This is a genomic window from Paenibacillus sp. J31P316 (assembly GCF_056269105.1).
Genome location: NZ_JBWDNI010000003.1, coordinates 857,694 through 883,652 on the forward strand (window position 1 = coordinate 857,694; position 25,959 = coordinate 883,652).

Annotated in this window: 25 protein-coding genes; 17 read left to right on the forward strand and 8 right to left on the reverse strand. The window is 53.1% G+C overall.

Annotation, left to right across the window (positions count from 1 at the left end; genetic code table 11):
- Nucleotides 1–248: 248 nt before the first annotated feature.
- A complete protein-coding gene (locus tag AC0YNU_RS14645) occupies nt 249–1,922 on the reverse strand; it encodes an S-layer homology domain-containing protein (RefSeq protein ID WP_475757679.1) in 1,674 nt (557 codons plus the stop codon).
- Between the two features lie 325 nt (nt 1,923–2,247).
- Here AC0YNU_RS14645 and AC0YNU_RS14650 point away from each other — a divergent pair, with 325 nt between their 5' ends.
- Nucleotides 2,248–3,204, forward strand: coding sequence for an LCP family glycopolymer transferase (locus AC0YNU_RS14650; protein ID WP_475757681.1), 957 nt, complete (start codon nt 2,248–2,250; stop codon nt 3,202–3,204).
- Nucleotides 3,205–3,469: 265 nt separating this feature from the next.
- Here AC0YNU_RS14650 and AC0YNU_RS14655 read toward each other — a convergent pair whose 3' ends face one another.
- Together AC0YNU_RS14655 and AC0YNU_RS14660 are read right to left on the reverse strand one after the other, a co-directional pair.
- Entirely contained in the window at nt 3,470–4,603 is a 1,134-nt protein-coding gene (locus AC0YNU_RS14655) for a glycosyltransferase family 4 protein (RefSeq protein WP_475757683.1), read from the reverse strand.
- A 268-nt stretch (nt 4,604–4,871) separates the two neighbouring features.
- A complete protein-coding gene (locus tag AC0YNU_RS14660; RefSeq protein ID WP_475757685.1) occupies nt 4,872–5,534 on the reverse strand; it encodes a stalk domain-containing protein in 663 nt (220 codons plus the stop codon).
- 184 nt (nt 5,535–5,718) lie between these two features.
- On the opposite strand from AC0YNU_RS14660, the gene AC0YNU_RS14665 reads away from it, so the two are divergent.
- The 8 genes from AC0YNU_RS14665 to AC0YNU_RS14700 all read left to right on the forward strand — a co-directional run bounded on the left by AC0YNU_RS14665 (nt 5,719) and on the right by AC0YNU_RS14700 (nt 12,982).
- Nucleotides 5,719–6,210 carry a hypothetical protein gene (locus AC0YNU_RS14665; protein ID WP_475757687.1) on the forward strand — a complete coding sequence of 164 codons (492 nt, stop codon included), beginning with the start codon at nt 5,719–5,721 and terminating at the stop codon, nt 6,208–6,210.
- Between the two features lie 189 nt (nt 6,211–6,399).
- Complete coding sequence (locus AC0YNU_RS14670) at nt 6,400–6,894, forward strand: DUF1854 domain-containing protein (RefSeq protein ID WP_475757689.1); 495 nt, start codon at nt 6,400–6,402, stop codon at nt 6,892–6,894.
- Between the two features lie 100 nt (nt 6,895–6,994).
- The gene (locus tag AC0YNU_RS14675) at nt 6,995–7,453 is read left to right on the forward strand and encodes a PilZ domain-containing protein (RefSeq protein ID WP_475757691.1); all 459 of its coding nucleotides are present in this window, start codon (nt 6,995–6,997) and stop codon (nt 7,451–7,453) included.
- A gap of 518 nt (nt 7,454–7,971) precedes the next feature.
- Complete coding sequence (locus tag AC0YNU_RS14680; RefSeq protein WP_475757693.1) at nt 7,972–9,438, forward strand: helix-turn-helix domain-containing protein; 1,467 nt, start codon at nt 7,972–7,974, stop codon at nt 9,436–9,438.
- A 97-nt stretch (nt 9,439–9,535) separates the two neighbouring features.
- A complete protein-coding gene (locus tag AC0YNU_RS14685; RefSeq protein WP_475757695.1) occupies nt 9,536–10,555 on the forward strand; it encodes an ABC transporter substrate-binding protein in 1,020 nt (339 codons plus the stop codon).
- A gap of 339 nt (nt 10,556–10,894) precedes the next feature.
- Nucleotides 10,895–11,149, forward strand: a complete 255-nt coding sequence (locus AC0YNU_RS14690) for a hypothetical protein (protein ID WP_475757697.1) — start codon at nt 10,895–10,897, stop codon at nt 11,147–11,149.
- Nucleotides 11,150–11,256: 107 nt separating this feature from the next.
- On the forward strand, nt 11,257–12,192 hold the full coding sequence (locus AC0YNU_RS14695) for an ABC transporter ATP-binding protein (RefSeq protein ID WP_475757699.1): 936 nt from the start codon (nt 11,257–11,259) through the stop codon (nt 12,190–12,192).
- Nucleotides 12,185–12,982: an ABC transporter permease gene (locus AC0YNU_RS14700; RefSeq protein WP_475757701.1), complete on the forward strand. Its 798-nt coding sequence runs from the start codon at nt 12,185–12,187 to the stop codon at nt 12,980–12,982. Before AC0YNU_RS14695 ends, AC0YNU_RS14700 begins: the two co-directional genes overlap by 8 nt.
- Before the next feature lie 185 nt (nt 12,983–13,167).
- Here the strand turns inward: AC0YNU_RS14700 and AC0YNU_RS14705 are convergent, their stop codons facing one another.
- Nucleotides 13,168–13,614: a bactofilin family protein gene (locus tag AC0YNU_RS14705; protein ID WP_475757703.1), complete on the reverse strand. Its 447-nt coding sequence runs from the start codon at nt 13,612–13,614 to the stop codon at nt 13,168–13,170.
- A gap of 152 nt (nt 13,615–13,766) precedes the next feature.
- Between AC0YNU_RS14705 and cls the strand changes: the two genes are divergently transcribed.
- On the forward strand, nt 13,767–15,194 hold the full coding sequence (gene cls / locus AC0YNU_RS14710) for a cardiolipin synthase (RefSeq protein WP_475757705.1): 1,428 nt from the start codon (nt 13,767–13,769) through the stop codon (nt 15,192–15,194).
- A gap of 68 nt (nt 15,195–15,262) precedes the next feature.
- On the opposite strand, the gene AC0YNU_RS14715 is transcribed toward cls, so the two are convergent.
- Nucleotides 15,263–16,495 (reverse strand): NAD(P)/FAD-dependent oxidoreductase, encoded by a 1,233-nt coding sequence (locus tag AC0YNU_RS14715; protein ID WP_475757707.1) that lies wholly within the window; start codon nt 16,493–16,495, stop codon nt 15,263–15,265.
- 87 nt (nt 16,496–16,582) lie between these two features.
- Nucleotides 16,583–16,795, reverse strand: coding sequence for a hypothetical protein (locus tag AC0YNU_RS14720; protein ID WP_161698115.1), 213 nt, complete (start codon nt 16,793–16,795; stop codon nt 16,583–16,585).
- Nucleotides 16,796–17,011: 216 nt separating this feature from the next.
- Here AC0YNU_RS14720 and AC0YNU_RS14725 point away from each other — a divergent pair, with 216 nt between their 5' ends.
- Complete coding sequence (locus AC0YNU_RS14725; protein WP_475757709.1) at nt 17,012–18,073, forward strand: asparaginase; 1,062 nt, start codon at nt 17,012–17,014, stop codon at nt 18,071–18,073.
- Between the two features lie 209 nt (nt 18,074–18,282).
- Nucleotides 18,283–18,444, forward strand: coding sequence for a DUF1328 domain-containing protein (locus AC0YNU_RS14730; protein ID WP_161698111.1), 162 nt, complete (start codon nt 18,283–18,285; stop codon nt 18,442–18,444).
- Between the two features lie 843 nt (nt 18,445–19,287).
- Here AC0YNU_RS14730 and AC0YNU_RS14735 read toward each other — a convergent pair.
- Nucleotides 19,288–20,145, reverse strand: coding sequence for a helix-turn-helix domain-containing protein (locus tag AC0YNU_RS14735; RefSeq protein WP_475757712.1), 858 nt, complete (start codon nt 20,143–20,145; stop codon nt 19,288–19,290).
- A gap of 191 nt (nt 20,146–20,336) precedes the next feature.
- Between AC0YNU_RS14735 and AC0YNU_RS14740 the strand changes: the two genes are divergently transcribed.
- The 4 genes from AC0YNU_RS14740 (at nt 20,337) to AC0YNU_RS14755 (ending at nt 24,869) form a co-directional block, all read left to right on the forward strand.
- Nucleotides 20,337–21,509 carry a galactokinase gene (locus AC0YNU_RS14740; protein ID WP_475757714.1) on the forward strand — a complete coding sequence of 391 codons (1,173 nt, stop codon included), beginning with the start codon at nt 20,337–20,339 and terminating at the stop codon, nt 21,507–21,509.
- Between the two features lie 54 nt (nt 21,510–21,563).
- Entirely contained in the window at nt 21,564–22,553 is a 990-nt protein-coding gene (galE, locus tag AC0YNU_RS14745) for a UDP-glucose 4-epimerase GalE (RefSeq protein WP_475757717.1), read from the forward strand.
- A gap of 89 nt (nt 22,554–22,642) precedes the next feature.
- Entirely contained in the window at nt 22,643–24,220 is a 1,578-nt protein-coding gene (locus AC0YNU_RS14750) for a UDP-glucose--hexose-1-phosphate uridylyltransferase (protein ID WP_475757719.1), read from the forward strand.
- A 187-nt stretch (nt 24,221–24,407) separates the two neighbouring features.
- On the forward strand, nt 24,408–24,869 hold the full coding sequence (locus AC0YNU_RS14755; protein ID WP_475757721.1) for a hypothetical protein: 462 nt from the start codon (nt 24,408–24,410) through the stop codon (nt 24,867–24,869).
- Nucleotides 24,870–25,005: 136 nt separating this feature from the next.
- On the opposite strand, the gene AC0YNU_RS14760 is transcribed toward AC0YNU_RS14755, so the two are convergent.
- Nucleotides 25,006–25,233, reverse strand: coding sequence for a DUF1128 domain-containing protein (locus AC0YNU_RS14760; RefSeq protein ID WP_475757723.1), 228 nt, complete (start codon nt 25,231–25,233; stop codon nt 25,006–25,008).
- Between the two features lie 138 nt (nt 25,234–25,371).
- Between AC0YNU_RS14760 and yyaC the strand changes: the two genes are divergently transcribed.
- Nucleotides 25,372–25,944 (forward strand): spore protease YyaC, encoded by a 573-nt coding sequence (yyaC, locus tag AC0YNU_RS14765; RefSeq protein WP_475757726.1) that lies wholly within the window; start codon nt 25,372–25,374, stop codon nt 25,942–25,944.
- Nucleotides 25,945–25,959: the final 15 nt, after the last annotated feature.

Genomic DNA, 25,959 nt, shown 5'->3' on the forward strand with positions numbered 1-25,959 from the left:
TATCAACATATTAATACGAAATGCTAACAAATGCATTTAAAGTTACAAAACGTATCAAATATAAAATCTATTATTACCTAAATGTCGATTTTACATGCAATAAAAAGACAATTTTATGGTATTTTTCTTATTTTTCAGCAGTGATTGCATTAGCCATTAAGAACATGCAAAAGATCGCCCATATCTCGCATGTACGCAAGATTGGAGCGATCTTCTAGAACGTGTTAGACCAAAAGGATCACATGTTTTTACTTTTCAATCAATGTTACGAAGACAAGCAGACGTTTAAGCATCACAGCGGCCTCGGCTCGAGTCGCGTTGCCCTTAGGATTGAACGTGCCGTCCACGTTACCCTTCAGTATGCCGGCAAGCAGTGCTTGACACGTAGCGCTTTCCGATTCTTTTGGAATGGAAGCTCGGTCGGTGAATCGGACCAACATAGCGGCTTCTTTTCCGTCGACGTCGAGCGATTTTCCTACGAGACTAAGCGAGTTTGCGATCATGGAGACCATTTGTAATCGTGTGATCGGCGCTTGTGGTTTAAACGTGCCGTCTTGGAAGCCTTTGATAAGGCCTGCTTTCACGGCAGTATCGACGGCATCCGAATACCAAGTGTTGGCAGTAATGTCCGAAAACGTAGTATCGGATGAGCTGGGCGATAGACCTAGGGCACGAACGAGCATCACGACGAACTCAGCTCTAGTAATTATTGCGTCAGGTTCGAATTTATCGATTGAAACTCCTTTGAGCAGCAGCTTTGATGCGAGCAGTTCGATATCCGTTTTTGCCCAGTGATGTTCGATATCCGCGAAACTCTTCTTCGATGCCACGACGGCATAGATACTATTACCCGCGCGTTTCATTTGGAATCTAATGGGAGCTTGTCCGTCTTTCGGCAAACCGGGTACGAAGACGAAGTTACCGGTGTCGGGATCGTAAACTGTAGTAGCCACGTTGCCGTCGAACGGAGTGTTAACGACAATCGATTTGGTTACGTATGTCGTGCCGAAATCGTCGAATGGCGCGGAGTTGTCTGTACCTTCAACCGTAATTCCGAATTCAAAAGCATCTCCAAGCAAGGAAATTCCTTGAGCTTCCGCTTTCTGGAGCAGCTCTTCCTTTAGGGCGCCTTTGATTTTCTTGATGCTGATCGTAATGTAGGTTGACTTCAAATCCATTCCGAGGTCGTTGACAATTTTTGCGATATCGAGCGCACCGAGAGGCAAATCATAGCCGGATGTATTCGTTTCGATGGAGATAACCGCGTTGTGGTTCGTATTCCCCGCAAGAATATCTGCTTGAAGACGAACCCGCACGATGTCGTCGTCTTCGTCGAAGGGGAGGAAGATCGTTTGGGCAGAATCGCTATTACCGGCAAGCAAAGCAAATGCCAGAATGAGCTTATCTTTGTCGAGCGTTAGGGTCGCGACTTTGTTTCCGTCCGCATCAGTTGTAGTTTGAATTAAATAGGCTTTTTCGCCCAGAGTTACCCCGCTGTCGGTTCTGCTTACGCCTTCCGAGGCGTCAGGCAGCGCGGAAGGTGACGAAGTTGAGGAATCTGAAATTTGAGGAGTAGTTACTTCCAAATTATTCGAGAAGAGATTCTGGCATGTGCTGCATCTGCCCCTAAGCTCGAATTGATACGTCGTCGCGGCATTTAGTCCGTGAACCGTTGCTTTGGAGGCTGAAGCGTTCAGGTTAATAGCGTGCTCGGAACTGCCTATTGCTTTGTAGTAAAGCGTGACTGTTACGGCATCGGGATTCGGCGTCCATTCAATGGTAACAGAATTCGCAGTCAAACTAGATGCCTCGTATCTCAAATCGGACACGTACGCGTCTTCTTTGGCCGCGGCAAAACCGGTGGAGGCAAAAGGGAGAATGAACATGCAAGCGAGCAAAAACATAACCAAGGTTTTTTTCACTGGTGTGTACACCTTTCTAATTAAAGTAAGTTACGATGATGGGCCGGGCTTCGCCGGCATTCACCCTCCTTCGGTAATCTCGTCTGATTAAAACGCAATCGATGCACATCTAGATTAGTAGTGCACATTTAGTATAATATTAGATACGAATTGTAGCAACATTTTTTTTGGGAAATTCGTTGTCGAATCACGAAAATATTGGATTTTAGTGCGTAATTGACTAAATGTTAGCTTGAAATCCATGGTAATAACTTGCTATTATGATACAAATGGTATCAAAAACCTGTGCATCAATATTCTTTCATTCGTTAAGGGGATATGAAGAATGATAAAACTAAAAAGCAAGTTGAAAAAAAGAATCATGCTTGTGGTGGGAGCTTTTCTCTTGCTAGTATTTTTATTTGCTGGCGGCTTCATTTGGTATACGTATAATTCTGTCAAACAAACGGCTTCCACGATGTTTGAACCAATTATCCGTCCAATTTACGCAAGTACGGATCCTGAAGTAAAGCCTAAGCTGGGCCCCTTGAAATTGTCAGAAAAGGAACCGTTCTCCGTGCTGCTGATGGGTATTGACCATCGTGCGAATGATCGTGGCCGATCAGACACCATGATCGTGCTTTCCGTTAATCCAGCGAAAAAATCAATTTTAATGTTCAACGTTCCGCGGGACTCGAGAACGCAAATCGTGGGGCATGATACGGTGGACAAAATCAACCATGCGTATGCTTTTGGAAATATCGAGATGGCAACTCAGACCGTTGAACAGTTCTTGGATTTTCCAATCAATTATAATATTACGGTCGACATGGAAGGCTTTGCGAAGATTATCGATACGCTAGGAGGCGTTGAGGTCGATAACCCGAATGCGTTCGATTTTTCGGGGTACACGTTCAAAGAAGGTCATTTGAAATTAAATGGTTCCCAAGCGCTTCAATATTCACGGATGCGGCACGAGGATCCTCGAGGCGATTTAGGGAGAAACGCGAGACAGCGAGAAATCATTCAAGGGATCATCCACCATGCGCTTAATATTTCGAATATCACCCGCATGCAGAAGCTGCTAAGCGAGGTAGGAGACAGCGTCAGAACGAACATGAATTTCAGTGAGATGAAAAGCTTCGTTAGCAAATACAGACCGGAATTGGATAGGATTCAGTTCGAAGAAATTAAAGGCAAGGGTCAAACCATCGACGGCGTCTGGTATTTCATCGTGGATGATTCCGAACGACATCGGATTCACGAATTAATCAAGGAGCATCAACAAGTGTCAAATCCATAATTCGCGTAGTATCACTGATTTTGACGCAACAGTTTGACCTGAGATGAGGCGTTATTAATTGCTCTCTCGGGTCAGTTTTATTCATATGGATAAGAAGATAAGAAGTATAATTGGAGGTTTAGACTGAATTGGGGCAGTGCCGCCTCGCACCTCAAGCTGGTCAGTACCGATAAACAATACAAAGATGTTCCTGCAGAGGACAGGAACCATCTTTGTATTTAAAATATGGAATTTATAAATGTCCAAGATAACTGCGCATAAATTGTTATTTCGATCGCGATTGCTCAGTCCGAAGCAACAGGCGCTGAAGGAAACTGATGAGCGGTCGGCGTGATTTATCGACAATTCCAATAAGCTCAGCACCAATTTGAAGAAAGAAAACGACTAACAGGATGATACCGAATGAGATCCAATTCGCTGCTTCCGACTGAACGATGGTGGATTGCAGAATCGCGGAAACCCCGAAGAGTGACGCAATCGCATAAATGATCAGCACGGTTCGTCGATGGCTGAAGCCAAGCTCTCGCAGGCAATGGTGTAAATGGCCTTTATCCGGAGCGAAAATCGGTCTCTTATTAATCCAGCGACGGATGATCGCGAAGAACGTATCCGACAGCGGGACTCCGATAATCAATAGCGGGGTGACGAACGAAACCATCGTGACTTGCTTAAAGCCGAGCATCGACAAAGTAGACAGTCCGAATCCCAAAAACAACGATCCAGTATCGCCCATGAATATTTTTGCCGGATGAAAATTATAGACTAGAAAGCCGATGACACCACCCAAAAGCAACAAGCTCAACAGAATAACCGGTGCGAAACCCATTATGGATGCCATAACCAGTATCGAGCCGATGGCGATAGCCGATACGCCTGCAGCTAGGCCGTCCAAGCCGTCGATTAGATTGATTGCATTGGATACGCCGACGATCCATAAAATCGTAATTGGAATACTGATCCACGAAGCGATTGGATGAATGGCTTCGCCGAACGGGATATTCAGCAGTTCGATTTTGATGCCGAAACCGAATACTACGATGCATGCCGCGATGATTTGACCGAGCAATTTAATCTTAGCCGACAATTCGAAGCGGTCATCCAACGCGCCGATCAAGACAATCATGGAACCGCCTGCAAGCATGGCGTCGATTAGATTCTTATCGTAGTTTCGAAATAATCCTTCCGGAATGAACGGCTTAATGGCAAAGTAAGCGCCGATAAACGCAGCATAAATACCCAAACCGCCAAGACGCGGCATGATCTTCGTATGAACTTTTCGGTGGTTCGGTTTATCGACTGCCCCGACCTTATAAGCGAGCTTAATAACAAGCGGAGTAAGCGTCAGGGCAAGGCATAATGAAACCAAGAATGCGATGCTATAAAGAACGACGTGACTCATTTCGATCCCCTTTCCATTACTTTTGTCAGATACACGCATGTGGATTGGTAATAAACTTTTTTCGTCCTCATCCCAGGTATAGCCACCTTTCTCGTCTTCTTCAGACCATCACTATGTAACTCGAAAAACAAAATGAAAACTGCATTTTATGAATGATACAATTCGTATCAATGTTACCATAATGAACCTATCAGTCAATTAATAATTTAGCTGTACCAAGTGCCGTTTGAATCATATGAGCTATTCAATTAGAACACAACGACGCTCGTTATCGAAGCGTAATCGTTATTTCTTTGTCATCAGCAATCTTGTTGTAATTGGAATCATTCACGTATTTCGTTAGTAGTCGAAGACTTGAAATCTCGTCAAATTTACTCTTTACCGGGAATATAATTTTGCCATTCTTTTTTACTTTTCCGTTGAATTGGTCAGTAATCCTTTGCTTGGAAAAAAGTGTATCTTCTGCTTGCTCTTTTGTGTTTAATACAAGTTGCGATTCGTCTACGTACCAAATCAATTTATCGTCCGACGTATTCTCCACGGTGACATCGAGGATAATGGCAGGCGTAATCTCAGGGGATAACGAAAATTCTTTGTATGCAGGGTCGAAGGTGACTTTTGAAACAAGAAGTTTCATCGGCCCGTTATCCAGGCTGACATCCACCTTGAAAGATTGCAAGTTTTGCGCTGTTCCATCGCTGGAAAGAATAACTGATCGAGATGCAGCGTCATACTTTATATCTACGTTAAGAAGCGTTGCAGCGGCGCGAATTGGAATATAAGTCGTTCCGTTGATTAATTTGGTTTCAGCATTGGAGAGTTTCCCGTTTACGATCAACTTAATCGATGCGGTTGCCGCAAAGGCACCGGCGCCTATCGAAAACCCTATGATTGATGTCATGATTCCGGCCGTGATCATCTTTTTCTTCACAGAAATCCGCTCCTCGAATATTTTTGCTTTCTTTACTAATGGTCCAATGACTTGAAAAGCACCGTAACTAGTAAATCAAGAGGGTTTGGTTGCTCTATGAATGCCGGCTGGTTTATCGAACGGTCTAAATCGCGCCAACGTCTCATAATGTGAAGTACCCTTACTGGACAAGGAGGTAAAGAGGATGAGGCATGGTCGCAATCATCGAAGTGGAATCGTTCATAAGCTGATTTTGGCTGCGTTCGTCGTGATTGTCATTTGGATGACTTGGCGCAATACAGCATCCAAGATGGGTTTTAATAACCAGGAGCAGCAGGCGCGGGCGGCAATAAAGCAGTTTTACTCATACGAACAATTGGGGGATTTCGGCAGCTCGTGGGAGATTTTCCATCCGCTCATGCAGGAACACTTCGACAAGGCAGCCTATATTCAAAAGAGGGCGCATATTATGCTTCAGGGTTTCGGAGTGACGACTTTTCAGGTAGAGGTCGGCTCGCCGAAACGACTGGCCCAATGGAAGATGAATGCGCTAGCGAAGCCAATCGCGAATGTGTACGAGATGCCCGTAAAGCAGACTTTTCAATCGCCCTATGGCGACTTCGATATTCATCAGAATTGCTTTGCAGCGTATGTAGACGGGAATTGGAGGCTACTTTGGTCTTATCAAACCGAATAGACCATCGCAATGAGTGACAGATATTCTACTTGACATGATACAATTTGTATCATAAATTAAATTTAAAGTCAATTATGTATTGTTTTTTCAGGTTGTTTTTCTTCTATTAAGATTGTCGAAGGCTGCGGCACGTTGGTCCGCGAGCGCAGCAACAGATGTCCGAGAAACCTCTCGAGGTAGGGTGACGCGATGAGTAACTTAATCTATTTGAAGCAGAAAATTGCCCGATTCCAAATGTCGTTCCGCAGAGAAGCCTGCTTGGTCTTCGACATGAACGGCTTGCGGTATGAACGCGTCAAGCTGGTCCGCACCTTCCCTTACTCGCTGCCGGATCAGTATATCTCCGTCCGGAGCGAAGAGGGCGAGGAGCTGATGCTGATCAGCAGCTTAACCAAGCTCGATGATATCAGCCGGCAAATCGTTCAGGAGGAACTGAAGCTGCTGTACCTCATTCCGGTCATCGAACGGATCTTGTCGATCCGCAAGCAGCAGTCCTTATGGACGTGGGACGTTCAGACGGATTTCGGGCGGACGACGTTTATGACGGAGAACGCGCATGATCATATTCATTCGGTTGCGCCAGGCCGCTGGGTCATCACCGATTTGGACGATCGCCGGTACCTGCTGGCGGACTCGGAGAAGCTGGACGCGGCAAGCCGTATCCAATGGAACCGGATTATCTAAGGCGGTGTGTTTCGTCATGCCTGTCATGTTACATTTTGTAACATTTGTAAGCGATATCGGAGCAGGGGATCCATAATTCAATGTCAAAGGCGGATAGCGGATGGAGCGGAAGCTGAATAAAGTCAGGCGCAATGTAGTGCGTATCCGGATATGGGGCGGCGTGAAGGCCGACGTTGCGATCTCGGAAATTAACGGCATGGCGGTGGATACCAAGTCCGCTTCCGTACTGATTCAGGATATCAGTCCAACGGGCATGCAGTTCCTTACCTATCTTCGTTTTCCCGTCAGCCGGGACTATAGGATTCGAATAAACCTTTCCTTCGGAGAGTGGCAGTTCAGTCTGGCAGGGCATTTCAATTGGCGCCGCTTGGACGAGAATCAATACCTCTACGGCTGCGAGTTCACGCCGGATCCCGGAATCCGCCGCGCGCTGGCTGCCGCATTGAAGGAGAAGCTGCGGCTCATGATTCCGGAGCAGAAGCGTATCTATGATCTGTATCGGCGGATGCTGGATGCCTCGCTGGAGCCGACAGCCTCAGTCATCGATAAGAGACAATAGCAGGCGGAGTACGGGCTGGGATCCGTCCTTGGGGCAGCTATTCACTGTCCCTACGACTCTACTCACTTATCCCATTTACGACTCTGTTCACTTCCCCATACGACTTTATTCGTGATTCTATTCATTGGCTCTTTGAAGTCGCTCTAAGCAGCGGCTTTTTCTCGTTGCAGAAATCCGTATCCAATTGACAGATTTAATTGAGAAATATTATCATTTACAGATGGTTCTCGCTCAGAGGCCGGCTTAATATATCTCGCTCAGAGGCCTGCTTGTTTTAGTTTGCTTTAGTTTGCTTTAGTTTGCTTTAGTTTGCTTTAGTTTGCTTTAGTTTGCTTTAGTTTGCTTTAGTTTGCTTTAGTTTGCTTTAGTTTGCTTTAGTTTGCTTTAGTTTTATTTAGTCTGCCTTAGTCTGCCTTAGTTCTCCTCGAAAGGAAGTTTCGACATTGAAGGATATCCCTCACCCTGCGCCTGCGATACGTACTATGCTTCAAGCCTATCGACGCACAAGCGAACAAAGCGTGTGGCCCGCCTTGCCTCATCTCGCTGAAATGGACATGCTCCTTGTCATTACGCGATCAACTTCGTCCCGGTTGGAAGCGGGCAAGGCCTACTTTGCTTCCGGTCGTAACGCTGGCCTCGACGCCTCGCAGGCGGAGCTTGATAAAGCCCAAGGATTTTTATTCATTATCGAGCGGCATGAAGCAGCCGGCATCTTCGAAGCGCTGACGCTGCCTGCAACCGCGCCTTATATTAGGCTTTGCGAGAATATCGTCACATCTGCGAACTCGGCGGACGCCTTGGAACGATTCCGCGGGCATGTCTACTTTCAGGAATTGCTCTATGAGCTCTATCGGCTGCGCGACCCGTGGAAGCCCAACGCCAGAACGGCAGTGGAGCATACGCAAGTCTATATGAACAATCATTTTGCCGAGGAAATTTCCATCGAAACGTTGGCATCCATGGCTGGCATCAGCCCGGCCTATTACATGGAAATCTTCAAGAAAGTAGTTGGCAGAAGTCCGATCGACTATCTGACGACGGTTCGGATTAACGCAGCGAGAAGGCTTCTGGATGATACGGGGGCCCCTGCCTATCAGGTTGCGGAATCGGTTGGCTACAAGGACCCGTTCTATTTCAGCCGCCAATTCAAACGGGTGACGGGCGTATCGCCCTCCCGTTACGCAAGAAGGAGCTCGCTCAGAATCGCTTCCCTGCATTATCCGATGACCGGACAGATGCTGGCGCTTCAGCACATTCCTTTTGCGGCACCGCTGGATCGGGAGTTCTGCCAGTTCTACAAACAGAAGTACGAACTGCAAATCCCGGTTCATCTGAGAGATCCTGCCGTGGATACGAATATGGTCTTCAACCTTCAGGCGCTGCAGGAGGCCAAACCGGATGTAGTGATCGCCGGCAATTGGCTGTCTGAAGCCGATCAATCGGCATTGAACCATATCGCTCCGACGTTATTTATCCCCTGGTGGGAGAAAGATTGGCGTGAGCATCTACTGCTGGTCGGCCAATTCCTGGGCGAGCAAGCGCAAGCAGAGCACTGGCTGGACAAATACGATAACCAGGCAGCGAAGATTCGCGGGAGGCTGCACGATCATCTGGGAGAGAGCAGCGTAATGGCCATCCATGTGCTGAACGGTCAGATTCACCAGTTTGGCACCCGTAATCTAGGCACGGTGCTGTACAATGATCTGCGATTGCGATTTGCCGGTCAGAATCGTGCGGATAAAGTCTACGAGCCGATCACTAGAGAGCAGCTGCTGGCTTGCAATCCGGACAAGCTGCTGGTGGCTGTCGCAGACGACCCTCGGTCGATAGAGCTATGGACGAACATCACGAACTTGCCAGCATGGAATGACTTGCGCGCCGTTCGCAATCATAGCGTGTACCGGATTCAACCAGACCCGTGGTTTGATTATTCCGCCATGGGCAATGTTCGAATATTGAAGGCAATCGACAAGCTGTTTTCCTAGAATCGTCCATGTTATTCCTAGCATTAGTCATGGTCAAACTAGCGTGAGCGGGGTATAGTTTCTGAGTGATAGTGATTATCAATATCAGGAGGAACCTATGTATACTACCAAAAAGCTTCATCTCGCCATCATGCTGATCGTATTATCGCTGGCTTTGTTCGGCTGCGGCAGCACCGACAACGATTCTGCAGCAGCAGATTCTTCATCCTCATCGGATGCCGAATCAACGGCCGCGGCAGATTCAACATCCGATACCGCTGCCGCCAATGCGACGCATCAAGCGACACCTCGCGTCGTGGATGACGAGCTTGGCCATAAAGTCGATGTCCCTGTCGATGCGCAGCGAATTGTCGCCCCCTATCTGGAGGATGCGCTGCTCTCGCTCGGCGTTCAGCCCGTTGCCCAGTGGTCTGCCGGCGCGCTTCTATTGAACTATCTGCAGCCGCAGCTGAAGGATGTTCCCAAGCTGGACTTTATCAAGCTGCCTCCTGAACAAGTCGCAAGCTTCAAGCCCGATCTGTTCATCGTACCGTTCGCCGTACGCGCGCAGGATGACGCCTATGATCAATTTGCCAAAATCGCCCCGACCTACGTATTCCAAGACGCGACGAAGGATTGGAGAAAGACGCTGCTGACCCTTGGCGATCTGCTCAATCGGACCGATAAGGCGAATGAAGCGTTGAAGGAATACGACACGAAGATGGCTGGAATCAAGGAAAGCCTGCAGGACAAAATAGCGGGCAAAACAGCGGCGATCATGCTCATTTCAGATAAGTCGTTTTCCGTCATGCAAGATCTGACCTACAGCGGCAAAGTGGTATATGGAACGCTCGGTTTCCAAGTACCGGAGGCGGCCAAAGGCAGCGATTGGAAGGATATCTCCCTCGAAGTGCTACCTGAGCTAAATGCCGACTACATCTTCCTTATGCAGGTAGACGGCGCCGATCCGCTCCAAAATAAAGATTTCGGCACGATTTACGATACGTCGATATGGAAGAATCTCAATGCGGTGAAAGAGGGTCATGTATTCAGCGTTGACCGCGACTATTGGATTAACACCGGATTGCTTGCCAATGAAAAAGTAGCCGAGGACGTTCAGAAACTCGTTTCCGAATAATGCGTTTCCGTATAATCCAATGATCCGCGACGAAGAGACTTGCTTGGAATAGGACGATCAACACAGAACAATCGATAGAACTGTATGCCGAAAGCTTGAGCAATCAAGCTTTTTTGTTTTGTTCCGCATCCATGAATCCATAAAAATATTTTTAATTGGAAGCGCATACAAGACAAAATACGCGTCTTTCTTCATCTTTCTCCAACGAACTGTATTGACAGGTAGCGATATTTGTCATATTCTATGTTTGCGATACGAAACGTAACATTATTAATCATACTTTGCTACAGATGGTATATACATAGAAAGAACGCGTTACATCGACAAGGGGGGCTCAATATGACGAACAAGAATCAATTTTATTGCGTAAGCTGTGGAAAAATGATGGACAATCACGAAGCGGACAAATTGTTCATGACCGGATTTTATCGAATCGTGTATCCGCTTGGCTGCTGCAGAAGCTGCATGAGCAAGGCAACGGAGTCGAATCAACCGACCATGAGCAGCTTGAGTACGGATGGAGCGCCGCATTACGGCGAGTTCGACGTGATCGGCACGGAATTCGTGAAGGATCGTCCGCTGGTCTTCAGCTAATGCCATTCGTATCTGTCAAACCTTCCAATCGCTTCCTGCATCCGGTATACTGATGGGGATGATACGCGGCAAAGCGTGACATGACCGCGGATACAGGGGGTACGGAAATGGCATATGTGACCGTTTCGGACGAGCAGCCGATTGTAAGGCTTCAGCAAGTCACGAAGGTGATCGGCAGACGAACGATCATAGACGGATTAACGCTGGACATTCCACCGGCGGAAGTATTGGGCTTCCTGGGGCCGAACGGCTCCGGGAAGACGACGACGATCCGCATGATGGTGGGCTTGATGCGGATGACGAAGGGCGACGTGCTGATCGGGGGCCACAGCGTCCGCGACGACTACGAGAAGGCCATCCGGCATGTGGGAGCCATCGTCGAGAATCCGGAGATGTATAAGTACATGACCGGCTTTCAGAACTTGCTTCACTTCTCGCGGATGGTACCGGGCATTACGAAACAACGGATCGACGAGGTCGTCCAGCTGGTCGGGCTGAAGGAACGCATTCACGATAAAGTGAAGACGTACTCGCTCGGCATGCGGCAGCGCCTCGGCGTAGCGCAGGCGATCATGCACAAGCCTTCGCTCCTCATTCTGGACGAGCCGACGAACGGCCTCGATCCGGCAGGCATTCGCGAGCTGCGCGATTATTTGCGCAAGCTGGCCAAGGAAGAGGGCATTGCCGTCTTCGTCTCCAGCCATCTCTTGAGCGAGATGGAGCTGATGTGCGACCGGGTCGCCATTATCCAGGGCGGCAAGCTGATTGACGTGCGAATTATCCAATCCGCTGCGCAATTGGCGGACACGACCGGATCCGTGCTGTTCGAGGTGGACCGGCCGGACGACGCCGTGGCGCTGCTGGCGAAGCACGAAGCGGCTCGGATGGATGAAGGGGCGCTTGTGCGGGCGGACCGGGAGACGGTCGCGCGTATCAACGCGGAGCTTGTCGGAGCGGGTATACAAGTGTACGGCATTCGCGTCCTGAACAAATCGCTTGAGGATCAGTTCCTCGAGATGACGGGAGGGAGTCCGCTTGTATAATTTTCTGCAGCTGGTCCGTAACGAGAATATGAAGATTTACCGGCGTATCGGCACGTGGATCATGTTTGCCATCATCCTAGTGATCGTCGTCGTTGTAAGTATCTTATCGAAAGTATTCGATGACAATGGCACAGGCTCCTTGTGGAACGTCATGAGCAATATCGAGTCGTTCACGTACCTGTTGATTACGATCTTCACGGTGGTGGTTTCGGCCGAAAGCGTGGCGGGCGAGTTCTCCTCTGGCACGATTAAGCTTCTGCTGATCCGGCCGTGGAGCCGCTCCAAGATCCTGCTGTCCAAGTATATCGCGCTGCTCCAATTCGCGCTGCTCATGTCGATCGTGATGCTGATCAGCTCGTTCGTTCTGAACCTCATCTTGTTCGGTTACGGCGATGCCAAGACAGCGAACGAGGCACTCGGCGTGGCGAATAACTCCGGGCCGTTCAGCTACATGCTTCAAGTCTATGTGCTCGATTATATCGGACTGATTATGATCGTCACGCTCAGCTTCATGCTCTCGACGCTGTTCCGCAGCGGGGGGCTGGCGATCGGGCTGTCGATGTTCATCTATTTCTTCGGTATCATCGCGAGCGGCCTGCTCAGCATGCTGGATTATGCATGGGTGGATTATCTGCTGTTCCTGCACTTGAATTTGAAGCAGTACCTGGGCAGCGAAGAGATCACGCACAATTTGACGATGGGCTTCTCGTTAGGCGTGCTGGCCGGTTACTATATCTTGTTCGTCGCCATCACCTGGTATGTCTTCAATCGACGCGATGTTGCGACCTAGTGGGCGGATAAAGAGACCGGTTGGTAACATGGTAAATCGCACAACAAACGAAGTCGTACAATAAGTGAAGTCGTGTAATTAGCGAAGTCGTACAATTAGCGAAGTCGTGCAATAAAGTAAAAGCAAGCGAAGAAGGGGAGTTCCGCCGTCATTCTGACCGGCTGGCGCTCCCCTTCTTCGTCTGTTTATCCGGCTTGACGGGATTTCTCCTTGCCGGCGTTCTCTTTGGCCTGTGAATGCGAATGCTGCGTCGAATCGCCCTCCTGCACAGGGCGAGACTTGGGCTCCGTCTGGCGTTCCATGCGACAATTGCCGTTATAGATCCCTCCGTCCTGAATGAGAATCGCGGGCGCCAGCACGTTGCCGTGCAGCTGGCCGGAAGCCGTGATTGTCAGGCGCCCCTTCACGGTGATGTCGCCGTATACCTTGCCCGCGACCGTCAAGTCATTGGCGACGATGCCGGCGCGCGCGATTCCGTGCTCGCCGACGATAACGTCGCCCTTGCATTCGATGTCGCCCCGAAATTCCCCTTCGATCCGAATGGCGCCATCGCTCGCCAGCTTGCCTTCCACATGCGTCCCTAGTCCGATGGACGTCTCGGCGTAGTCGGTTTTTCTGGATTCTTTAAACATCCGTCGATTCATCCTCCTCCCCCGGTGGTAACGTGCTAATAGCTATTTATTCTTACAAGCTTAGAAACATGCCTTATCGGGATGCATACGCCCCGTTGCGAGAGCGAAAGCTAGACAGATGAACGCAGCGCGGGGCAAAGAGGGGGAACGCAATGATTTGGGCGCTGGTTATACTCGTGGTCTTTATTTTTCAAATTGCGACGATTCTCGTACTGGAATTCCGGCATCCTTCCAAAACCGTCGCCTGGCTGCTGATCCTGTTCGTGCTGCCCATCATCGGCTTCGTCGTCTACTACTTCCTGGCGCAAGAATACCGCAGGAGGCGTACACTGCGCAGGCGGGGAGTCGTGACGGAAGCCGATAAGCTGCAGGCTGTAATGCGCTGCCAGCTGGTGAATCGGCTGGAGGACATGCGGGGCGAGGAGTTTCTCCAACAGGAGCGGTTGTACCATACGCTGCAAAGCATGCCGTTCGCGCCGATCACGAGCTGCAACGAAACGCAGGTGCTGACGAACGGCGAGGCGACGTACGCGTCGATTCTGGAAGCGATCGAAGGGGCTCGGCATCACGTGCATGTGGAGTATTATACGATCCGGGACGACGGCATCGGACGCAAGTTCAAGGATGCGCTCATCCGGAAGGCTCGCGAAGGAGTGGAGGTGCGCCTCATTTATGACGGCCTCGGCAGCCTGGAGCTGTCTTCCGGTTATATTCGAGAGATGCAGGAGGCGGGCATCGAGACGAAATGCTTCTTGCAGGCGAGAGTGGCCTTCTTCAACAAACGGATGAATTTCCGCAATCACCGTAAAATCATCGTGGTGGACGGGCTGACCGGCTTCGTCGGGGGCATCAATATCGGCGACGAGTATCTCGGCGGCAATCCGAAACTGGGCTTCTGGCGCGACACCCATATGCGGGTGCAAGGGGATGCGGTGTATTTCTTGCAGGAAGTGTTCATGCAGGATTGGTGGTTCACCGCCAAGAAACGGTTGACGGGGCCGGCCTATATGCCGAAGCATGCTTGCGTGGGCCGAGAACAGGTGCAGATCGTGGCTAGCGGTCCGAACAACAAGGAAGCCGCTATTCTAGAGTGCGTGTTCGCGGCCGTCGCGGTGGCAAAAACGCGGATTTACATAACCACGCCTTACTTCATCCCGGATCCTAGCGTGCTAATGGCGTTGCGGACGGCTGCGTTGAGCGGCGTCGACGTCAGAATTATCATTCCGTACGTCGCCGACACGAAGCTCGTCTTGTTCGCCTCGCTCTCGTATGTGGAAGAGATGCTGGCGGCCGGCGTTCGGGTATACCGCTATCACAAAGGCTTCGTTCATGCCAAAGTCATGATCGTGGACGAGCTGCTCGCTTCGGTCGGAACGGCGAACATGGACATGCGAAGCTTCTTCAGCAATTTCGAGATCAATGCCCTGTTGTTCGACGCGCAGGCGATCCAGCGGCTGGAGGACGATTTCATGATGGACTTGAAAGACTGCGAGGAAATGAACCGATCGGAGTTTCAGCAGCGCCCCGCCTGGCAGAAGGCAGGCGAGGTTGCCGCTAGAATGCTTTCGCCGCTCCTGTGATGGGGCGGCTTTTTCGTTGGCAATAAATGATGAACGGTCAAGGTCGACGAGAACCCAAGCAGAGCCGGCTACGCGTTCTGAAGCGATGGACGGCTCAAGCCGATGATCGGTGCGATGGGATTGCTGCGCCCTTGGATGAGATCGTGAAGCAAAGCTGCCCCCATCATGCTGTAGACGGTGCCGTTGCCCCCGTAGCCCAGGCAGTAATAGACATGCGGCCACTTGGGGTCCTCCCCGATGAAAGGCAGATTATCGCGCGAAATCCCGAAGGTCGCGTTCCATTCATAGGCAGGCTCCGCCTGAAAGGAAGGGAACAGCTCGTGGACGCGCCCTGCCAATTTGTTCGCGTTTTTTTCCCTTGCGTTGTGCCCGGACAGCGGCTGTCCGCCGACCTCGTCATAGCCGCCGGCGACCACTCGGTCGTCCGCGGTCAAGCGCGTGTAGAAATAAGGACGAGCGGTCTCCCAAATCAAGAAACGGCCATGCCAAGGGGATACATCGGGCTGAGCGGCCGTGACGATAACGCTCGTTCGGTCCATCTCCGACTTGATGAGCTGTCCGCGCAGCTCTTCCGGCTCGTAGCCGATGGCATAGATGACATGCTTGGCATGTACATCCGCTCCCGAAGCGGTTTTCAGAAGATGGTCTCCCGCCTCGTCGCTGACGTGATCGACGATATCCGATTCCTCATGAACCATCAGGCCGAATCGGTTCACGCCTTCGTCCACGACCGCATGCACGAATTGATACGGATTGACCTCCGCGTCGCCATGCGTGACGATCGCGCCCGGTTTTCGGAACGGAAAATGAGCATGGATCTGTTCGGGCTCCCAGTATTCGACGTCGAACCCGTTCGTCGACAGGGCGTCGTATTCTTGTTTCAGCTTCGGCACATCCTGTTCCGAGCTCGCGACGTACAGGCTGCTATTGCGAACGAACCCTGTCTCCGCGGGCAGCGACTCGGCAATGGACGCCAGCTCTTGTACCGCTTCCGCGCACGCTTTGTAAAAGGCCACCGCATCGCGTTCTCCGATTTGGGCGATCAGATCCGTCAGCATGACGTCGTTGCAGAACTGCAGCAATCCCGTATTGGCGAGCGAGCTGCCTCCGGCGACCCGGTCCCGCTCCAAAACAATCGTTTGCAGACCGTGACGGGCGAGAAAGTAGCCATTGATGGCACCCGACATGCCGCCTCCGACGATCGCGACATCGACATGCACCGTTTCCGTTAGCGCGGAATAAGTCTTAGGGCTCTGCAGCGTTTCCTGCCAGTATAAGCGTCCTTCGTGTAAATCCTTCATTTCATCATGCCTCCCGCGGTTATTATGTCCAAAATAGGCACAGAAAAAAGAGGGGCAAACGATCCCCTCTCCTCATCGGTGCGCGATCTATTCTTGAATGGGATCCGGAACGAGGCCCTCTTCCTGCAGCTGGCTGTTCGTCTTCATGTCCTTCATATCGTGGCCGAGACGTTTCAAATCCTGCATATCCTGGACCATGGAGCCGTTCTTCGCATTTTCGAGCGGTTCGGTCTTGCGGCCTGCCTGCCCGGCTGACGAGGCCTGCGGCTGCCCGTCCTTCAACGGATTCACTTCTGTCATCGTCGTCCACTCCTTTGCATGTTGGCTTATGAATTACTACACGCGCGGAGGCGGGTTTGAAACAGCAGCAGCAGCTGTATGAAGGGAATGATCCGACAGGGCAATAGGTGAATAGGCTGTTAAGGAATGAGGGATGGTAGGTGAAAGACTGCCATTCGTGGTAAAATAGGGTTTCGATAGGGTTAGCAGCTTGGGGAAACGGCAGGGGATCGCAATATGACAAACGATAAACCAACAGCGGCAGACGTGCTTGGCGTGCCGCTTGTGATAACGACGCGCGGCGGCGTGGTCGAGAATGTTCATGCCGGCCATGCGGCGGTCGTATCGGCCGACGGGACGATTTTGGCGGAAGCGGGAGACGCCGCGATCTGGACGTATATGCGTTCGACGGCGAAACCGGTGCAGGCGCTGCCGTCCCTTCTGGGCGGCGTGCCCGAGGCATTCAGTCTGGGCGAGGACGCGATCGCGCTGATGTGCGCGTCTCATCAAGGGACGTCAGCCCACATTGACACGCTGGAGCGGATGCTGAAGCTTACCGGCGTGCGGGAGGAGCAGCTCGTCTTCCGGCCGCAGCTGCCCGCGCAGGCGGAGGCGCGCGACGAGGTGATCCGCGGCGGCGGAGGTCCGCGCAAGCTGTACCATGTGTGCGCGGGCAAACATATCGGCATGCTCGCGCTGTGCAAGCTGCGCGGCTGGCCGATGGATACGTACGCGGAGCGGGAGCACCCGCTGCAGCAGGAGCTGCTGCGGACGGTCGCCGCGCTCGCGGAGATGGAGCCGGAAGCCGTCGGCTGCGCGATCGACGGCTGCGGCTTGCCTGTGTTCGCGCTGCCGCTATGGCGGCTCGCGCTGGTGTACGCGCGCCTCGGCGCGCTGGACGCTTCGCCCGCCCCGGCATCGCCGGCGGGCAGCGCCATGGCTGCGGCGGCGGGGCGCATCGCCGCCGCCATGCACGGCCACCCGGCCCTGGTCGAGGGGCCGGGCCGGCTGGCAAGCGTCATGCTTGGCGACGGGAACGTCGTCGCCAAGAGCGGCGCGCAGGGCGTCTTCGTCTTCGCCCTGCGCAAGGAAGGCATCGCCGGCGTCGTCAAGCTCGCCGACGGCGGGGAGTCGCCCTGGCCGGAGGCGGTCTGCTCCATCCTGGAGCAGCTGGGACTCGGCCAGGAACTTATTGCCAGCATCCGGCGGCAGATCCCGCCGGATATCGTCAACGACGCCGGCCAGGTCGTCGGCCGGCGCGAGCCGTGCCTGCAGCTGCGGCATAATGCCCGCAGCTAGCGGGCTTGGCTATTCTAAAACCTCCGAACTGGGATGCATGGCGCATCTCGGTTCGGAGGTTTTTTGCGTTCCGTCGGCATGCAGATTCTCCGTACGAAGATTCGGCGCTTTCGGGACAGCCGCGTTTCAACCCCGTCGCTGACGGTGTATAAGCCAAGTAAGCAAGTGCAGCAACAACCAAAAACGAGAAACCGAAAGGGTGATGGGTTATGTTGGGATACGCAGTTTTGTTCTTGATCGTAGCATTGGTAGCGGGGGTGCTGGGCTTCTTCACATTGGCATCGGCCGCAGCGGGTATCGCAAAAATCTTGTTCGTGGTGTTCTTGGTTCTGTTCATTCTTTCCTTCTTCTTCGGCAGAAGACGAGTCTAACGACAAGCACGAATCCGGCATAATTGGCAGCATTGTCCTGCCGCATTGAATGTGCGCACGATTAGAAGCCATTTGCTGATGATCGTCGTCGCAAGCGCTGTATATGTTAACCTCGGGAGATGTTCAATCGCTCCTTAGGCAATGCAAATAACCCCGTTCGTCCAGTCGGATGAGCGGGGTTATTTGCGTGTAGGCGTATAGGCTTGTAGTGTGTGTAGTGGAAGGATTTCAGATTTTTCATAGCATTGGGGAGTTCGCAACAGTTCGAGTAACGGTAGCGGTACGAAGTTGTGTAATCCCAAAACTCGATGGCTGTGGATTACTTCGCACTTAACCCTTAACCCGCATGGTTAAGGAGAGGGCAGATGCAGCGCTACATCTAATAGGTGAAAATTATCGGTGAACTTCGTGGTAAGTAAATTTCGTGCGAAAGAACAAGTTGTACGATACATAAATGCGGCGCGCATTGGAGCGTTTCAGTCAGTAAAGTTGTGAGTCATACACAAAACAAGGACTTGGCTGGGATAACGTATTTTAGCCATAATTTTTGGACTTTGTACACGAAACCAAGAGATATAGGGCAATAATAAGAGGAATTTTTGTATAAAGTGCGCGATAGGTCTGCCAAACACCCCTCGCGCCTAGCGCCAAGCCAAGCACCTCCGCGCGTCAAGTGCTCCAGCCCCCGCGACAAACGCGCCAGCGTCACTTGCCCAGCACCAGCGCGCCTGGCGCGCCAAGCGTCACGCACCCGGCGTCTCCCGCGCGCCAAGCGTCACGCACCTGGCGTCTCCCGCGCGCCAAGCGTCACGCACCCGGCGTCTCCCGCGCGTCACCACCGCCCTACAACGCCTTCATCGCCTCCCGGTAAGCCGTCGGCGACTGGCCGTAGAAGCGGCGGAACTGCTTCGAGAAGTACAGCGGGTCTTGAAATCCGACGGAGGCGGCGATCTGTTCAATGGTCAGCTCCTGCCGTTCGCGCAGCAGGAGATGCGCCTTGTCGATGCGCAGCTTCAATAGGAAGGTGACCGGCGTGATGCCCGTTTGCCGTTTGAACAAGCGGGACAGATAGGCGCGGTTATAACCGAGCGTATCCGCCATGTTTTCGATGGAGATGGGCTCGGCGAATTGGGTGGACAAGTAGCGCAGCACCTGCTGCGTCAGCGCCTCTCCTTCGTCGCCTCGCTGATGGGCGTCGGCGTCCGACGCCGTGAGCGCCGAAGCGTATTCCGCGAATAGCAGCTGCAGATAGCCCGTTGCGCGCAAATGCGCCGGCCGTCCGCCTTGCCGGAAGTTGCGCAGCATCTGATGGTAGAGCACCGCGATGCGGGGATTCCGCCCCGTATCGATGACCGGAGACGCGGGCTCCAGCCCGGCATCTGCGGCCAGCGCGGCTGCCGTTCCGCCCTCGAAGGCGATCCAGCGGTAACGCCAAGGGTCGTCCGCGCTGGATTCGTAGCTGATGAGCTGATCGGGATGAATGAGAAACGTATGGCCCGCGCGCAGCTCATGCCGCTGCCCCGCGCATGTGTACGCGCCGGAGCCGGACAGCACATGATGCATCAGATAGAAATCGGATACTTTGGGACCGATCAGATGTCCGGGCCTCGTCTGGCTCTCGCCGGCGAACAGGACATATAAATCGCCATGCTCGTTCAGCACGGGATTGGACAGGACCGTATAGGTCGGACGCAGCTCCATATTCAGGAAACTCCTTCGTTTACAATTCATTCATCTCACGCAGATTGTAACATAAGGACCTGGAGAAGTTCGAGAGAAGGTCACAAAATTCCATCTCAAACTCACATCAAGCCATTTCGCGCAATCCTGCCTTCGGCTATACTGAATCTAGAAACAAGCAATTACATTCCTTGGAAAAGTGGTGTGGCATAATGGCAAACCTGCAAGAACTGACACAACGATTTCTGAACGTATATGGCGAATCTTCCGAACAAATTTCCGTTTTTCATGCCCCGGGCCGCGTCAACCTGATCGGCGAGCATACGGACTACAACGGCGGCTACGTATTTCCGGCAGCTCTGACGTTCGGCACGACGCTGCTCATCCGCAAACGCGAAGACAACCAGCTCGGCCTGGCGTCCACGAACTTTGCGGAGCACAAGCATCTGCCGATTTCCCCGATCGTCTACGATGAAGCCGATGACTGGATGAACTATCCGAAAGGCCTCGTCCACGAGTTGCAAACTCGCGGCGTCGTCTTCGGCAGCGGCTACGACCTGCTGTTCCATGGCGAAATCCCGAACGGAGCGGGCCTCTCATCCTCCGCTTCCATTGAAGTCGTGACGGCTTACGCCCTGCTGACGATGGAAGGCCGCGAGACGGACACGGTCCAGATCGCCCTGATGTCGCAAAAATCCGAAAATGAATTCAACGGCGTGCAATGCGGCATCATGGACCAATTCGCGGTGGCCAACGGCAAGAAGGACCATGCGATCCTGCTCATGTGCGACACGCTGGAATACGATCTGGTGCCGTTCAACTCCGGCGACTATCAGCTCGTCATCGGCAATACGAACAAACGCCGCGGCTTGGTCGATTCCAAGTACAACGAGCGTCGCAGCCAGTGCGAGCAGGCCGTGCAGGATTTGAAAGCGGCTTTCCCGAATCTGACGCTTCTTGGCCAGCTTTCCGTGGAGGACTTCAACGCCAACAAGCATCTGATCCAGGACGAAGTCGTACGCGATCGCGCGCAGCATGTGGTGGAAGAGATCGACCGCGTGCTTCAGTCCATGAAGGTGCTGCAAACGAACGATCTTGCCGCATTCGGCCAACTGATGAATGCCTCCCACGATTCGCTTCGCGATCTGTATGAAGTAACGGGCGCGGAATTGGATGCGATGGTTGCGGCAGCGCGGACGGTAGACGGCGTGCTCGGTTCCCGCATGACGGGCGCGGGCTTCGGCGGCTGCACGGTATCGTTGGTACACAAGGACAGCATCGAGGCGTTCAAATCCGAAGTAGGCCGTCAATATACGGTAGCAACGGGCTTGGTCGCGGACTTCTACGTCTGCACGATCGGCAACGGCGTAGAACGCCTCGTTTAAATAGGATGTTTTCCATGCGGTTTCGGTTTTGAATAGAGAAGGGAGAGAATCATAATGGCAGTACTGGTAACTGGAGGCGCGGGCTATATCGGCTCGCATGCGGTCGCCGCGCTGATCGAGCGGGGCGAGGAAATCGTCATCGTCGATAATCTGCAGCAAGGACATAAAGATGCGGTACTCGGAGGCAAATTGTACGTCGGCGATCTGCGCGACGGCGATTTCCTGGATACGGTGTTCGGAGAGAACAGCATCGACGCCGTCATCCATTTCGCAGCGAATTCGCTGGTCGGGGAGAGCATGAAGGATCCCGGCAAATACTATCACAACAACGTGTACGGCACGCTTTGCCTGCTGGAGAAAATGAACGCGCACGGCGTGAAACGGATCGTCTTCTCGTCGACGGCAGCGACGTACGGCGAGCCTGAGAATATCCCGATCCATGAGGACGACCGCACGCTGCCGACGAATACGTACGGCGAAACGAAGCTGGCGATGGAGAAAATGATGAAATGGTACGACGTCGCGTACGGCGTCAAATACGTCTCGCTACGCTACTTCAACGCCGCGGGCGCGCATGCAAGCGGCCGGATCGGCGAGGACCATAACCCGGAGACGCATCTCGTGCCGCTCGTGCTGCAAACGGCCTTAGGCCAGCGCGCGCATATCTCGATCTTCGGCGACGATTATGCGACGGAAGACGGCACCTGCGTCCGCGACTATATCCATGTCAGCGACTTGGCAGACGCGCATGTGCTGGCGGTTGACCGGTTGCGCAGAGGCGGAGACAGCGCCGTTTACAACCTGGGGAACGGCACCGGCTTCTCCGTGAAGCAAGTGATCGACATCGCCCGTCAAGTGACCGGCCGCGACATTCCGGCTGTTACGGAAGCGCGCCGCGCCGGCGATCCGGCCGTGCTGGTCGCTTCGTCCGACCGTGCCCGCCAGGAGCTGGGCTGGAATCCGACGCGCAACAAGCTGGAGGATATCATCGGCAGCGCATGGGCTTGGCATCAGGCGAACCCGAGCGGTTACAACAAAGCCTAAGGCGCGCGTTCTCGCAAGGGAATCCGCTTGGGATGGAAGCAACAGCTGCGGATGCGACAGGGCATTCGCAGCGAGAAGGAGACTTTAAGATGACGGAACAACAGATACCCGGCACGAACGACGTGCTATTGCTTATCGAACGATTGGTGCAATTCGCGGCGCAGCGCGGCATGATCGAGCCGCCGCTGGATGTGTATTACTCGCGCAACGCTTTGATCGACCTGTTCGGCTTGACCGAAGCTTACGCCGGCGAGGTTCCGGAAGAACGGTTGGAAAGCCCGGTATCGCTGCTGGAGCCGCTGCTGGATTACGGCGTTTCCATCGGCTTGATTCCAGATAACACGACGACGTATCGAGACCTGCTGGACGCGCGTATTATGGGACTGCTCATGCCGCGTCCGGCCGAGGCGGCCGCGAATTTCCGCCGCACGGCGGAGCGTGAAGGCATCATGAAGGCGACGGACGACTTTTATCGTCTCAGCATCGATTCCAACTACATCCGCATGGACCGCATCGCGAAGAACCAATATTGGGAGCAGCCGACGGAGTACGGCAGTCTCGAGATCACGGTCAACCTTTCCAAGCCGGAGAAGGATCCGAGGGAAATCGCGCTGCTGAAGACGATGGCCCCGAGCAAGTATCCGAAATGCCTGCTGTGCGCGGACAATGTCGGCTACGCCGGACGCGCGGATCATCCCGGCCGTCAGAACCTGCGCGTCGTGCCGCTTACGCTCCTCGGCGAAGCGTGGTACTTCCAGTACTCGCCGTACGTGTACTACAACGAGCACAGCATCGTGTTCCACGGCAAGCATGTGCCGATGCGGATCACGCATGATACCTTCGCGCGGCTGCTCGATTTCGTGGACGCATTCCCGCACTACTTTATCGGATCCAACGCGGATTTGCCGATCGTAGGCGGCTCCATTCTGAACCATGACCACTTCCAGGCGGGACGTCATGTGTTTCCGATGGAGACGGCCGCTGCCGAGAAGTCGTTCGTTCAGCCGTCCGATAACGGCTTGACCTACAGCATCGTCGCTTGGCCGATGAGCGTCGTGCGCGTGAACGGCAACGACAAAACGAAGGTGCTGAAGGCCGCTGGCGAAATCCTCGATGCTTGGCGGGCGTACAGCGACCCGGAAGCCGATATTTTCGCCTTCACGGACAAAGGCGGCGAGAAGGTGCCGCACAACACCATAACGCCGATTGCGCGGCTGCGAGACAATGGCGAATACGAGCTGGACCTCGTGCTTCGGAATAACCGTACGAGCGAGGAGCATCCGGACGGTATCTTCCATCCGCATGCGCATCTGCACCATATCAAGAAAGAAAACATCGGCTTGATCGAGGTTATGGGGCTGGCGGTTCTCCCGGGCCGCCTCAAAGCCGAGCTCGAGGACATCGCGGCGCTGCTCACGGGCGAGACGGCAGTCGACGCGGCATCTCTTCACGGCGGCGTTCTTGGCAAGCATGCCGGCTGGATCGAATCGATGATCGCGGAGCACGGCACTCGTCTATCGGCCGAACAGGCGCAAGCGCTTCTGCAGAGCGAGGTCGGAAGTAAATTCCTCGACGTGCTGAAGGACGCCGGCGTCTATAAACGGACTGCTGAAGGTCAAGCGGCATTCTCGCGATTCCTGTTGTCGCTCGGACTTGAGCAGAAATAATGTTGCACGTTTAAAGGTTGTTTCGAAGCCACGCTGCTTCGAACAGCCTTTTTTTATATTTCATGCATACATAAATGCTAACATGGCAAAATAACTGGAATATTTTTATATTAAAAAAAGGAAAATTGGAGGTTGTGGCGAAAATTTAATGCAGAAGTGTAATTCCAGATCCGGGGGGACCTAATCAATGCCGCAGCCGATTTTACCGATTGACGACTTTCTTGCGTTATCGACCGATGAACAAGTGGAGAAGCTCAAGCAGTGGAAAATGGACTACACGCTCAAGGATATCCGAGACGCGTGGGGATTCAAGCATTCCGCTCAATATTACATGCTGCTCAAGAAACTCCGCATTTACGAGCGCGTCGTGAACAAATCCGACAAATTTTCGCCGGAGCAGCTGCTCGCCTCGCGCAATGCCGCGGAAGCTTATTCGTCCGCGCCTTTCGCAGCCACGGGCCGCGCCGTTCCGGAAGATCAATTCGGCTACGAGCTAAACGTGACGCTTAGCGGACCGGAGCTGGCGGAGAAACTCGAGCGCCTCGCTTATTTTCTGAAGGGCGAGAACAAGACGGTCTCCGTCAAACTGTCGATATCCGCTACCGGCGCGCAATCGCCGCAGTCGGATGAGGAAGACGAAGAGAATTAAGCGGAAAGTGGACGATCATTGCGCATTTGGTTGTTCAGTAAAATAGTGGAAAAAACAAAAACCGGACGCAGCGAGCGTCCGGTTTTTGAATGTCATACTATGTCGGAAAATGGTAGTAATTGTAACTCAGCGTTTTCTATTTCTCGCGCAGCTGTCCGAGCTCGGACACGATGGCTTCGACCTCGCTGATGCTGAACTTCTCTTTGCCGGCTACGATTTCGTAGACATCGCGCAGATCCTCGTATCGATCCAGGCTAAAGTTCGTCGCCTGCATGGCGGCTCCCGATGCCATGCGCAGCTTGTTTTTGATGGTGTCGATCATGAAAGCGACGTTCTCCACGTTCGCTTCTTCCAAGTTTCGCACTGTATCTCTCCTCCCACTGTACGGACTGAAGGTATTGTAGCATGCTGAGGCGCAGGCTCGCCACTGCGAGGGTGATTTGATGCGTTCGTCCGATTTCGGTACAATGAGGACAGTTGGAACGAGGAGGAAGCGGAACCCATGGGAAACCGGGCTAAAGCCCGCAGAGGACGCACGGAAGATCCCGTGCCAAGAGAAACTGTCGCGCTCGCCGGCGTGGAGGAGGTGCTTCGACATGCAGCGGCGGCACAGCCGGACCGCGATCGCGTCGCATTTCTATGTATAGGAACGGACTGCTCGACCGGCGATTCATTCGGACCGCTCGTCGGCACGCTGCTGGCGCAAGCGGGATGGAGCCACGTCATCGGGACGCTTGCCCGCCCCTGCGACGCCGACCGGTACGAATCATTGAAGGCGTCGATTCCGGATACGTTCCTGACGATTGCGATCGATGCCGGTTTGGGTAAAAAAGGACAGGAGCCGAGCTACATCGTCAGCGAAGGTCCGCTCTACCCGGGACATGCGGTCGGGAAGCGGTTATCGCCGGCGGGACATTACAGCATCGCCGGCATCGTCGGACCGAAGAGCGTGAAGCCTTACTGGACGATCCAGCACGCTTCGCTGCAGGAAGTGATGGGCATGGCCCGCGCGCTCGCGAGCGCCGTGCAAGCCGCATGGGGGCAGCCTGAAGTGAAGGCCATGCTGCTGGAATAGGATTCGATAATCGCC